This is a genomic window from Halobacillus hunanensis, from assembly GCF_900166655.1.
In the GTDB taxonomy this organism is placed as follows: domain Bacteria; phylum Bacillota; class Bacilli; order Bacillales; family Halobacillaceae; genus Halobacillus_A; species Halobacillus_A hunanensis.
In genome coordinates this window covers 337,078-349,433 of record NZ_FVZB01000007.1, presented here as the reverse complement: position 1 = coordinate 349,433, position 12,356 = coordinate 337,078, and the positions used below count along the sequence as shown (strand labels likewise).

The window sequence follows — 12,356 nt, the reverse complement described above, 5'->3', positions numbered from 1 at the left end:
AATTTTCTTTCAACAGTAAAAAGCCGCATTTTCCAAAACGGAATAATGCGGCTTTTTTATATTTGTTAGTTGCTTTTCAACCACCGAAAATGAATGGGTGGTTGAAAAGCAATGTTACCATCTGAACGTATCCAGCAATTACAATATCTCGATATACCCTTCTGTTCCATGTACGCGAATTCGCTGCCCATCTTTTATCAGTTTGGTAGCATCTTCTACACCGACAACTGCTGGTAAGCCATATTCACGTGCGATCACTGCTCCATGGGTCATCAGCCCGCCAACCTCAGTTACTAACCCTTTTACAGAAACAAATAACGGTGTCCAGCTAGGGTCAGTGTAGGAGGTGATTAATATATCTTCACCTTCTAGATCAGCATCTTCCATATTTAAGATGACACGTGCCCTTCCTTCTATAACTCCGGAAGAAACAGGTAGACCTACAATAGCTTCGGCCGGGAGATTTTCTCGTTTATACTCACCTGTAATGATTTCACCATCAGACGTGAAAACACGTGGAGGAGTTAGTTTTTCATATACCTTGTACTCGTCTTTACGTTTGCTGATGATCTTATAATCCAGTTTACATGTGCTTACAACTTCGCGAAGTTCTTCAAAAGTAAGGTAATATATATCTTCTTGATCATGAATAACATTGGCTTGAACGAGTCGTTCGGCTTCTTTTAGTAAAGCTTGCTTATAAACGAAGTAGCGATTAATCATGCCGTACTTTGGATATTCACGATAACCGATAAAATTGCGGATAAAACTGATCACTCGTTTTGCTTTTTCGGCTTTTTGTTTACCGCCTGGTAATTGCTTCAATTGCTTTAATAACTCCTGTTCCTTTTTCAAAGCTTCCTGTTGCCCTTGCTCAAATTTCCGTTTGCTAGCATTAGGCTCAAAGTTTTTGATGTTACTTAGAATCATTGGAATAAGTGCAGATGGCTTTTCGCTCCAACGATCTTTAGTAAGATCGATTTCTCCGCTGCCTCGCATTCCGTATTTTTTGAGATAAGCATAGATAGCGTCTCGGGCTTCCTGTCCACCATCAAACTTAATCAGGTCATCGAAAACGTTATCCTCTTTTTCATGTTGTAAATAATCAATTATTTCCGGATAAGGACGAATCACATCTGCGACATCCATAAGTGCCAGACCCATTTCCGATGTAATATTGTTTCGTACAGATTGAGACAGCGTGTCTGCTACGTTTTTTTCCCCTAACCATTTCTTCATTTTCTCATTAATCCAGGATGAAGCGTCCATAGTTCCCTTAATCACGAGCAAACTTTGTGGGTCAAATAATATCTGCTTTAATTGCTGGATATCTTCTAGAATAAATTTTAATAATTCCGGCCCTGATTTCGTTTGAATGTTATGTTTTAACTCTTCTAATGATGCTTCACTATTTTTAATCAATTCATGAACGATTGACGGGTCATTTCCGACTTGTTCCAAAAAACTTTCAGGCTTATCTTCATTACTTTCATTGTGCCTCGGTGCTTTTTCATCATTCGGTAACGACTCTATAAAGCCTTCCCTCTCTACTATAGTCATGAGTGCGTCATGCATAAGCGGATCGGATTGTCCCATGGCATTCAATAAATTTTCTCTACTGACAGGTGAAGCTAGAGAAGCTGCGCAATCCACAAACAGCCTTCCACCAGCTTTTTTCATAGGCGCATTAGTTGTTAATAGGAATAATGATACTCCTAATGGTTTCATAGGGTCGGTCATCATTTGCTGATGTCCAACAGATATATAGACGTGATTTTCTTGATCATTTGTTTCAGGTATAGGGTATAGAGTCGTTATGGGACGAGTCTGGACAATATAAAACGTACCTTCAACCAAACACCATTCAATGTCCTGTGGGCATCCAAAATAAGCCTCGATCTGTCTCCCAAGGCGTGCTAGCTGTAAAATTTGCTGGTCAGTGAGGGTTTGAGTCTTTTGCTGATCAATTTCAATCTGCTGAGCCCCTGTTCCGCCTTCTTTTTGTCCATAGATAGCCAGTTTTTTAGTCGCTATCATCTTATCAACGATTTTCTCATCCTGTACTTTAAAACAATCAGCAGAGACTTGGCCAGAGACCAGTGCTTCTCCAAGTCCAAAACTGGACTCGATTGACAGTTGCTTCCGGTTAGAAGTAATTGGATCAGCGGTAAATAAAATCCCTGAAGCCTGTGGAAAAACCATCCTTTGAACAACAACAGATAAATGAACTTGGCTGTGGTCAAATTCGTTTTTCATACGGTAAATTACCGCACGTTCCGTAAACAGCGAAGCCCAACATTTGCTGATATGCAGTAAGATTGCTTCTTTTCCGATGATATTTAAATAGGTATCTTGTTGGCCAGCAAATGAGGCATGTGGTAAATCTTCCGCAGTCGCACTAGATCGCACTGCATAGGCATATTCTGCGCCAAACTGTGAGAGATAATGACCAACTTCTTTCACAACATCAGAAGGAATTTCTACTTCCATAATGAGTTGACGAATCTTCCTGCTAATTTCACAAATTTGTTCTCGCTCCTCTACTTTTAGCAAAGTTAGTTGATCTAATAAAGCATAATACCTTTCGTCTTGTCCAATGGCTTTTTGATATCCCGCTGTTGTCACACAAAATCCTTCAGGTACTTGTATTCCTTCAATTTTTGATAATTCCCCTAAATTTAACCCTTTTCCACCAACGAGCGATTGCTGCGTTTTTTCCATTTCATGAAAACCGAGAACTAAAGAACAACTCATCCATTATCTCTCCTCACCATAAAATTGCGAAAACATTTGACAGGAACTTACCTCCATGATAAGATTATAGTATAATAGGATATAATTATACTCATCAGGAATATCACAGACGTGATATGATTATATCATCGTGTTCGTTTGTTCGCAATATAAAAGAACCTGGCAAAACTTTCCAGGTTCTTTTTTTGCGCATAAATGGAGAGCTGTTCGTACACTAAATAGCTCTCCAATTTTCAGAGGACCCATCATGACGTGGCATCATAATCCCTTCTCAAGGAGGTCCGGAACAACACCAATCCCCCATTCGCGGGGTGCAAAAAAAGCGTCAGCCCCTCACTTAAATGAGGAACTGACACTTTTTTCTTACTTCAATAATTTAACGCTTACTTTTCTCCGCCTCGGACCATCAAATTCACAGAAGTAAACCCCCTGCCACGTCCCTAATACCAACTCACCGTTTTCAATGATTAGGGTTTGAGAGTGACCGACGTAACTCGTTTTCATATGGGCCGCTGTATTGCCTTCCATATGTTTATCTCTTTGATCTTCCCATGGAAAAATTTCATCCCACCTTCTCAGCATGTCCGTTTTCACGTCAGGGTCGGCATTTTCATTGACCGTGATACCGGCAGTCGTATGCATGGATGATACAATAACTGCCCCATCCGTGACCCCTTGTTCCTTGATCCAATTGACAATATCACGCGTGATGTCAACCATTTGATCATGATGATTTGTATGGACTGAGAATGTTTTCATCATTGGATTTCATCTCTCCCTCTATCAGAGTTGTGATGCAGCGTATTGCTCAAGTTGCTTATACGTAGCAATTTCCTCCTGAAATGTTTCAGAGTCTGCCTGTTTCCAAGTCATTTTATCTAAGTCAACTTCAAGCGTGGCGCGGTACACATAGGTAGCATTCCCTTGCAGTTGGATAGAATAACGTCCATTTTCGTGACTAACAACGCAATTAACGAGTCCGCCTTTATTAATGACTACAATCGGCGTGTCAAGATCGTTTCCTCCAAGCAAAGTTGAGACAAGCGAGGAAGCCGACATAGCGGTTCCGCAGGCATTCGTTAACCCAACTCCGCGTTCATATGTTTGAACAAACACTTTGTTCGGTCCCAGCAGTTTCATAAAGCTGACATTAACCCCGTTTGGAAAAACGTCCGGCAGCTGATTGGCTTTTTTACCGATCGCTGCAAATTCTTCTTCTTGGTAATCGTCTACCACGGCCACGATATGTGGATTAGGTACACTTAAAGCAGTGAAACGATAGTCTTTTGACAGTGCCGGCACTTCGACATTTACCGCTTCAGCTCCAGAATGATTCATCGGCAGGGATTCAACGGCAAAAGAAACCGGTTCAATCGCTACCGAAAATGTATCAATTCCTGAATATATCGGGTCTACTTGACTTACGGCAAGAACAGCTTTGTCCGTTTCAATCTCGACCGCTTGCTTACCAGTTTCTTCTATTATATAGCGCGCAACACAACGCAGCCCATTGCCGCACATTTCAGCTTCCGTACCATCTGAGTTAAACATGCGCATTCTGGCCTCGGCTTTAGTGCTGTCGAGGACAAATAAGATGCCGTCAGAACCGACGCCGTCCACACGATTACAAAGCAACATTGAAAGATCATAACGGTCTTGTTCTGAAAACGAATACGCTTCAGATCGTTCATCAATTAAAATAAAATCATTTCCTGATCCATGACATTTTATAAATTCAATCATACGTAAACTCCCTTTAATTTTTAACCTATCATAGCATATTTCGCGCATTTATACCGAACGGCGTTTCATCAGCCATAAGAAATAAGGCGCTCCGATCAAGGCTACCAAAATCCCTGAGGGAATTTCATTTGGAGCCAGCAACGTGCGGCTGAATAAATCGGCCAAAACGAGTAAGAAACCGCCGATCAACATTGTAACGGGTAATAGTTTTTGATTGGCACTGCCGACTAGCAGTCTAGCAAAGTGCGGAGCAATTAAGCCTACGAATCCGATGGAACCGACTGCCGCTACACTACATGCTGCCAGTAACGTAGCCAGAAGGGCCATTTGGAAGCGAACCGATGTCACTCCAAGCCCTAAACCTTTCGCTGTTTCATCGCCAAGGGACAGCACATCCAATGTCTTAATGTGAACCGCTAATATCGGAATAAATAAGAGTACCGGCCAAATCAGGAATTGCAGCAATTCCGGCCACCCTCTAGCATATGTCGTTCCAGACAGCCAAGTTAATGCAGAAGCTACGCCCATATCAGCCTGCACGACCAGAATTTGAATGATCGCTGAGCCAAATGCAGATATGCCAATTCCTAATAAAGCAAGTGTAGTCGGATGAAAGTTAGCTTTTGCTCCAAGAATCATGACGAACAGAAAGAACACGAAAGCCCCGGCCATTGCCCCAACAGGGATCCAGACCGCTGATACACTGAATAAATACATGGTGGTCAACGCCCCAACCCCAGCTCCAGATGTAATCCCGATTACCGATGGGTCAGCCAGTGGATTACGCAGCACACCTTGAAAAATCAGTCCGCTGACTGCGAGAATCGCCCCACTGAACAGGGCCACCATCGAGCGAGGAAGTCTTAACTCAATGATGAAATTCCGAATAAACTCATTTGCATTTCCAAACAGGGCGTTTATCGTTAGTATGGGTTCAAAGCCGAAATTGCCTGAGGCCATACTGACGAAAACTGTGATGAGAATGACTACCGATAAGGTCGGAACAATTTTTGTTAACGAGATATTGGCTGCGGCCTTACCAGCCATAATCGTTCCGCTCTCCTCCGTATTGTTGTCATTTCTCATCCGAAGGACAAGCCAAATTAACCAAGGTGATCCTACGAGAGCGGTAATCGCTCCGACCGGCAGTTCAGAGAAGGAAGGATCAATGATTCTAGCCATGACGTCAGCCAACAGCAGGACATTGCCTCCCCATATGAAGGAACCGATCAACAGCGGAATGTGAGAACGATAACCGATCAGCTTGATAATATGCGGAGCAACTAGGCCGACAAACCCGATCGGACCGACAACACTCACCGTCACAGATGTTAATAGCACCGCTGCGATAACCGTAATGAATTTGACGGAACGGACATTTTGCCCTAATGCGGTCGCTACATCATCTCCAAGGGTCAGCGTATTGAGTTTTCCAGCATAGATTAATAATAAGACGAGCGATACCAAAATAAACGGGGAGGAAAATTGTACACCTTCCCAGTTGTTCTGCACCAGTGTGCCAGATCCCCACAGAAAGAGACCTTGTACTTCATTTTCGTAAAAAATTTGCAACACCGCAGTCAAGGAAGAAAATAAAAAGGTGACGATCATCCCTGCTAACACCATTCGTACAGGAGTAGCATTCCCTGCTCCTGATAACAAGTAGACAATCAGAAACGTGACAACCCCTCCGATAAAGGCTGTAATAATTCCATTTCCGAACATCGCAAACGGGAAAAAGATCGTGGACAAGACGACGGCAAAATAGGTTCCTGAATGAATGCCAAGCGTACTGCTTGAGGACAGCGGGTTTTTCGTTACGGTTTGCAGCACAACCCCTGACACTGCAAGCGCTCCTCCCGCTAGAATACCCATTACAGCACGCGGCAGCCGCAGAATCCGAACTGTGTGATGATCTAAGTTATCCTGAGGATTTAAGATTGCCTCTATGACTGTCCCAGCTGGAATAGCCACATTCCCCTGATTAATATGGATAAACGTTAATATACACAACAAAGCAGCCCCGCCTCCAAAAGTCAGGACGCCAATCATTGTTTGTTTCATCATTTGATTCATAACATCACTACTCTCTCTTAAAAGCGGATCAAGGCGGTTAGGGACGATTGCATAAGCAAAAACACTTTCGAGATCCGCTCTTTGATCTCATAAGTGGAGTTGCTTATGTCACGAGTCCCTGCCTTGAAAAGCTAGATAAAGTAAAAGCGGATCAAGCCGGTTAGGTAAAAACGTAAACTATGTATATAAGCAAAAACCCGCCCTTGAACGAGAAAAGATCAAGACGGGATTTCACTTCATGAAGGTTCATTGATCAACCTAGATTATTTTACCACAGAATCTACAATTTGTTTGGCTAGAACTTCAGCAGATAAAGGTCCGCCGAATGTCCACGTTTCTCCAGGAAGCTGGTGAGTACGGCCTTCCTCTACAAAAGCTAACTCTTCCCAAACCGGGTTCCCCGCCAGCTGATCAGTAAAGATGTTGTCCTCTTCTTGTACAATATAGAAGAAATGAGCATCTTGATAATTTTGTAACGTCTCGACCGTAGTTTGTGTATAGCCATAAGTCTCCAGCTTGTCTGACTCAAAGACGTTGTTCATTCCCATATTCTTCATTACGTGAGCGACGATAGAATTGTCGGTAAACAACCGTAATGTTGGGGTGTTCTGAGCCGTAAACGCCTGGGTAATCACATAATTGATATCCGAAAGCCCCGCCTCTTCAAGACGAGCTTGCTGTTCTTTAAACGTCTGTTTCATAGCCGTGAGAACTTCCTCGGCTTTTTCCTGTTTGTCGAGGATCTTAGCCATCTTCTTAAATTCATCGATCATATTCTGATACTGGTTTTGTGCACTTTCTTTTGAGTACGGTGCAAACATTACCGTAGGAGCGATATCTTTTAGTTGATCTGCAATTTGTTCATGACGGAACTTTACCCCGATTATTAAGTCCGGATCGAGTCTTGCGATGGCTTCAAGGTTCGGTTCAGCACGTGTGCCTACATTCTTCACCTTGTCACTGAAAGGGATGCCGACGTTGACCCACTGGCTATATTGGTCAAGTCCTGCAACTCCGACAGGTTCCATACCTAAAGCTTGAAGATTTTCAGCATATGTCCATTCTAAAACAACGACTTTCTTAGGAGTCCCTTCAATCGTCTGCTCCCCCATTGCATCCTTAATGTTCACTGAACGCGTTTCTTCCTTTGACTGAGAATCATTGCTGCTTTCCTCGCCGGAATTCTCATTTCCTCCACTACAAGCTGTCAGGACAGCTATCATCAAAAACAAACTGATTATACCGAGTTTTTTCACCTTTTTCTCCATCCTTTCTATTATAGGCCATCTTAAGAAAAAAACATGGATATATATGGAACAAAACAGGTTATCATATATATGTATCGTTTAGGATTTCCAACCTGTATCATCTTATTTCTTTCTCATGCCCAACTAGCTAAATGATAAAGATTATCATTATCATCAATGTAATCATACCTAAGACTCACAAATGTGTCAATGCTCAATTTCCTTTCTATTATTAAGACTTGTTATTAGGACCAGCCTATATTTTTTAATTGACACGCTATGGCTCCACTTGCTACTATTAAAGGAATTAGGATTCCGGTAGGTCTCTTAAGCTCCCCGGTCTCGTAAAAAAGGAGAATTTCATGGAAGATTTTCATTCATACGGCTGGTACGCCAAGCGTATCGCTAAACATATGCCGAAGGGCGTTTTTAAACCTGCTCCGAAACGTTTGTGGGGAGGATTAGCTTACTTAGCTATTGTGATTACAGGCTTATTGCTAATTAGTTTGTTTGATTGGCACCCACTCATTTACTTACCGATTTCACTTGTTCTTGGGGCAAGTTTTGCCGGCATGGGGTTCTTGGGCCACGAGATTCTACACGGCACGGTCGTGAAAAAGCCGTGGATTCGGGATCTCTTAGGTGCCATTGCATTCTGGCCGCTCAGTACAGGGCCGAAGCTTTGGAGAAAGTGGCATAACTTAAACCATCACATTCATACACAACACGATGAGAACGATCCCGATGCATGGCCGACACTTGAACGGTTGAGCAAAAGTAAAATGGTTCGCTGGATCTACCGACTTCCCTTGTTCATTCGAGCTTTTTTTGCGTTTGCCTCACTAGCCATTCAATTTTCTGCCCACTCACTGAAAATGTTTTTCGCTTATATTAAGGATTTCAAACCGAAGAAGCAGCCTGAAGTTTGGCTGCAAATGATTCTTCCATGGGTCACCTGGATTGGGCTGCTGTTTATCATTGGCTGGGAAAAGTGGTTGTTTGCCTTCTTTATCCCGCTCTTGATCGCTAATTTGATCGTAATGAGCTACATTTCAACCAACCACCGTTTGAACCCGCTCGTTCCTGTCAATGATCCGTTAGCGAATAGCCTGACTGTGACCGTTCCGAAATGGATCGATTACATTCATTTTAATTTTTCATACCACACCGAACATCATTTGTTCCCAGGTATGAGTTCTAAGCACTACCCGCTGGTTAAACATCATATTAAAAAAATGTGGCCAGAGCGCTATCATGAGATGCCGATTAGCAAAGCGCTTGTTGCCTTATGGAAAACACCACGGGCTTATTTTGACAATCGAGAGTTGATTGATCCCTCGCAAGGAAGTCTGTACGGATCTCTCGGGAATGGATTAAATCCCGAGAAAATAACCATTAAAAAGCAGCTGGATGACTAATCACTGCCTCAATCTGGTACCACCAGGTTGAGGCTTTTCACATGAATAAAGACACCATCCAGATTCATTCTGAAGTGGTGTCTTTTACTTGGATTACCTTAAACCATTACCATTCGTTTGGCTAAAGCCAATTGCTGTACATGAGGTAATCGAGAGACATCCATATTGCCGCCACTGACGACGACACCGCACTTCTCACCGGATAGGGCTAATTTTTCCGCTAACACAGCTGCGAGTGCAGCAGCTCCTGCCCCTTCTACGAGTGTCTTCTCCCGCTCGAGCAAATGAACAATCGCACTGGCGATTTGCTGTTCGTTGACCGTGACAATTCCGTCTACATATTTTTTAATGTAACGAAAAGTCAATGTGCCAGGCTCTTTCACGGCGATGCCATCTGCAATCGTTGACACAGTGGTCAACTTTTTAGGACCCGTTTTATAAAAAGCATTACAGGTAGCCGACGCTTCGGATGACTGAACACCAATGACGTTAATGGACGGCTTCAATTGTTTTGCAGCATAAGCAATTCCTGCAATCAGCCCTCCCCCGCCAATTGGTACGACAATCGTGTCAAGATCAGGCTGTTCCTGCAACATCTCAACGGCCACGGTTGCTTGCCCTGCCATAATGTCGACATCGTCAAACGGGTGAATAAAAGTGGCTCCTGAGCGTTTCTGCTCCTCCATAGCCGCTCCATAGGCCTCTTGGAAGGATTCACCAGTGAGAACAGTAACGGCTCCGTAGGCTTCAGTGGCTTGCACTTTTGCTTTTGGTGTCGCTTCCGGCATAAAAATTTTCGCCGAAATTCCGCGTTTGGCAGCAGCCAGAGCGACACCTTGGGCATGGTTGCCAGCGGAAGCAGCAATCACCCCGCACCGTGCTTCTGACTCGGTTAATTGAGCAATCTTAAAGGAAGCTCCCCTCACTTTGAACGCACCTGTTTTCTGTTGGTTCTCCATCTTCATGTACACTTGGCTTCCTGTTGACTGGTTGAAAGTTTCTGATGTTTTGAACGATGTTTGATGGACCACATCATAGAGGTGTTCCTTCGCCTCAAACACCCGTGGTAATGTTAAGAAATCCCCAATGTCTTCACTCCTCGTAAAATTTATTTTGCATGCAGTGCTTCATAACGATCAATGGCTTCTCCATAATTAAGTGTCACTGATATTTCGTCCCAGCCATTTACTAACATATTCTTATGATAGGGCTGGATTTCAAATGACGCTTTTACACCATTTTCGCTTTTTACGAACTGATCGATTAAATCCACTTCTATCTGCAATGATTCTTCCTCAGCTTGCCTTAACAATTCATTGACTTGCTCCTTCGGCAATACAATAGGAAGAATTCCGTTTTTAAAACAATTGTTATAAAAAATATCTGCAAAACTCGGGGCGATGACCACTTTAAATCCATAGTCCTGAATTGCCCACGGTGCATGCTCCCGAGAAGATCCGCATCCGAAGTTTTCACCGGCCACTAGTACTGTGGCCTGTTTATACTTCGGATCATTCAACGTAAAGTCCTCGCGCGGTGTTCCATCATCGTGAAACCGCCAATGATAAAATAAAAACTGTCCGAACCCTTGTCGTTCGATTCGTTTAAGAAACTGCTTTGGGATGATCTGATCTGTATCGACATTGGATCGGTCGAGAGGATAAATCAATCCTTTATGTCGTTGAAATGGTTCCATCGCTTACCCTCCTACAGCTGCAGCATATTTTCTTACATCGACAAAATAACCTTCGAGGGCAGCAGCGGCTGCCATCTCTGGACTAACGAGATGAGTTCTCGACCCATTCCCTTGCCGCCCTTCAAAATTACGGTTGGACGTTGAAGCGCATCGCTCACCAGGCGGAACAATATCATCATTCATCGCCAGGCACATGCTGCATCCCGCGTCACGCCACTCAAATCCAGCGGTTAGGAAAATGGTATGCAACCCTTCAGCCTCGGCTTGCTCTTTGACCGTTTGGGAGCCAGGGACAACGAGGGCCCTGACGTTTTCATTTACTTTACCGCCCTTGACGATTTTCGCAGCTTTTTGTAAGTCACTTAACCTCGAATTCGTACAGGAACCGATAAATACATGCTCAATAGGGATCGACTGGATCGATTGATTGGCTTGCAGTCCCATATAATCAAGGGCCCGCTGTACACTATCTCTCTCCTGCTCATCATCAAGTGCTGCCGGATCAGGCGTGGCAGCTCCTACTGGGACACCTTGTGATGGATTGGTTCCCCATGTCACTTGTGGTTCTACCTTAGTTGCGTCGATTTCAACGGTCGCATCGTAAACAGCACCTGGATCTGAGGCTAACGCTTTCCATTCGTCTGCAGTTGCTCCAAATTCTTCGCCATCAGGAACGTAACGTTTCCCTTTTAAATACTGCACTGTCTTATCGTCAGGGCTGATCAGTCCGGCTCTTGCTCCAGCTTCAATCGACATATTACAAATCGTCATCCGCTCTTCCATCGACAAGTATCTAATCGCCTCGCCAGTATATTCAATCACATAGCCTGTGCCAAAACGAACACCGAACTTAGCAATAATAGCTAGAATCAAATCCTTGGCTGTTACTCCTGTACCGAGCACACCATCCACTTTCACTTGCAGCGTTTTCGGGGAAGCCTGCCACAATGATTGCGTTGCTAATACATGCTCTACTTCGCTCGTGCCTATGCCAAAAGCTAACGATCCGAAAGCTCCGTGCGTGGACGTATGACTGTCTCCGCACACGATCGTTTTACCTGGCTGCGTTAACCCAAGCTCTGGACCAATTACGTGGACAATCCCTTGATCAGGATGGTTGATGTCAGCGAGACGGATACCAAATTCCTCACAATTGCTCTCCAGTGTTTCCATTTGCTTCTTAGACACTGCATCTTTAATCACATTGCGATGGACCGTCGGAACGTTGTGATCCATCGTGGCATACGTGCGGTCCGGGCGACGAACTTTTCGAGAACTCATCCTCAGGCCCTCAAAAGCCTGAGGAGAAGTGACTTCATGAACCAAATGCAAATCAATATAGAGCAAATCTGGTTTATCTTCTTCTTGATGGACCACATGCTGATCCCAAATTTTTTCAATAATCGTCTTCGGTTGACCCAT

At 43.8% G+C, this 12,356-nt stretch carries 9 protein-coding genes; 1 reads left to right on the top strand and 8 read right to left on the bottom strand.

Going from position 1 to position 12,356, the window contains the following annotated elements:
- Nucleotides 1–138: 138 nt before the first annotated feature.
- From ppsA to B5354_RS14325, 5 genes are all read right to left on the bottom strand, one after another.
- The gene (ppsA, locus tag B5354_RS14345; RefSeq protein ID WP_079529496.1) at nucleotides 139–2,754 is read right to left on the bottom strand and encodes a phosphoenolpyruvate synthase; all 2,616 of its coding nucleotides are present in this window, start codon (nucleotides 2,752–2,754) and stop codon (nucleotides 139–141) included.
- Between the two features lie 363 nt (nucleotides 2,755–3,117).
- Complete coding sequence (locus B5354_RS14340) at nucleotides 3,118–3,516, bottom strand: secondary thiamine-phosphate synthase enzyme YjbQ (protein ID WP_079529495.1); 399 nt, start codon at nucleotides 3,514–3,516, stop codon at nucleotides 3,118–3,120.
- Nucleotides 3,517–3,537: 21 nt separating this feature from the next.
- A complete protein-coding gene (gene dapF, locus B5354_RS14335) occupies nucleotides 3,538–4,497 on the bottom strand; it encodes a diaminopimelate epimerase (RefSeq protein WP_079529494.1) in 960 nt (319 codons plus the stop codon).
- A 48-nt stretch (nucleotides 4,498–4,545) separates the two neighbouring features.
- The gene (locus B5354_RS14330) at nucleotides 4,546–6,573 is read right to left on the bottom strand and encodes an iron ABC transporter permease (protein WP_079529493.1); all 2,028 of its coding nucleotides are present in this window, start codon (nucleotides 6,571–6,573) and stop codon (nucleotides 4,546–4,548) included.
- Nucleotides 6,574–6,836: 263 nt separating this feature from the next.
- Nucleotides 6,837–7,829 (bottom strand): ABC transporter substrate-binding protein, encoded by a 993-nt coding sequence (locus B5354_RS14325; RefSeq protein WP_079529492.1) that lies wholly within the window; start codon nucleotides 7,827–7,829, stop codon nucleotides 6,837–6,839.
- Nucleotides 7,830–8,182: 353 nt separating this feature from the next.
- Between B5354_RS14325 and desB the strand changes: the two genes are divergently transcribed.
- The gene (desB, locus tag B5354_RS14320; RefSeq protein ID WP_079529491.1) at nucleotides 8,183–9,238 is read left to right on the top strand and encodes a Delta(10) desaturase DesB; all 1,056 of its coding nucleotides are present in this window, start codon (nucleotides 8,183–8,185) and stop codon (nucleotides 9,236–9,238) included.
- 98 nt (nucleotides 9,239–9,336) lie between these two features.
- On the opposite strand, the gene ilvA is transcribed toward desB, so the two are convergent.
- Genes ilvA through leuC form a run of 3 tightly spaced genes read right to left on the bottom strand, consistent with a single transcriptional unit; the run spans nucleotide 9,337 to nucleotide 12,356 of the window.
- Nucleotides 9,337–10,299, bottom strand: coding sequence for a threonine ammonia-lyase (ilvA, locus tag B5354_RS14315; protein WP_425432135.1), 963 nt, complete (start codon nucleotides 10,297–10,299; stop codon nucleotides 9,337–9,339).
- A 47-nt stretch (nucleotides 10,300–10,346) separates the two neighbouring features.
- Nucleotides 10,347–10,934 (bottom strand): 3-isopropylmalate dehydratase small subunit, encoded by a 588-nt coding sequence (leuD, locus tag B5354_RS14310; protein ID WP_079529489.1) that lies wholly within the window; start codon nucleotides 10,932–10,934, stop codon nucleotides 10,347–10,349.
- Between the two features lie 3 nt (nucleotides 10,935–10,937).
- Nucleotides 10,938–12,356 (bottom strand): 3-isopropylmalate dehydratase large subunit, encoded by a 1,419-nt coding sequence (gene leuC / locus B5354_RS14305; protein WP_079529488.1) that lies wholly within the window; start codon nucleotides 12,354–12,356, stop codon nucleotides 10,938–10,940.

What these genes read in the sequence shown, in the direction of transcription:
- dapF (WP_079529494.1), bottom strand. Translation starts at nt 4,497, where the DNA reads ATGATTGAATTTATAAAATGTCATGGATCAGGAAATGATTTTATTTTA.
- ppsA (WP_079529496.1), bottom strand. Translation starts at nt 2,754, where the DNA reads ATGAGTTGTTCTTTAGTTCTCGGTTTTCATGAAATGGAAAAAACGCAG.
- B5354_RS14330 (WP_079529493.1), bottom strand. Translation starts at nt 6,573, where the DNA reads ATGAATCAAATGATGAAACAAACAATGATTGGCGTCCTGACTTTTGGA.
- B5354_RS14340 (WP_079529495.1), bottom strand. Translation starts at nt 3,516, where the DNA reads ATGATGAAAACATTCTCAGTCCATACAAATCATCATGATCAAATGGTT.
- leuC (WP_079529488.1), bottom strand. Translation starts at nt 12,356, where the DNA reads ATGGGTCAACCGAAGACGATTATTGAAAAAATTTGGGATCAGCATGTG.
- desB (WP_079529491.1), top strand. Translation starts at nt 8,183, where the DNA reads ATGGAAGATTTTCATTCATACGGCTGGTACGCCAAGCGTATCGCTAAA.
- leuD (WP_079529489.1), bottom strand. Translation starts at nt 10,934, where the DNA reads ATGGAACCATTTCAACGACATAAAGGATTGATTTATCCTCTCGACCGA.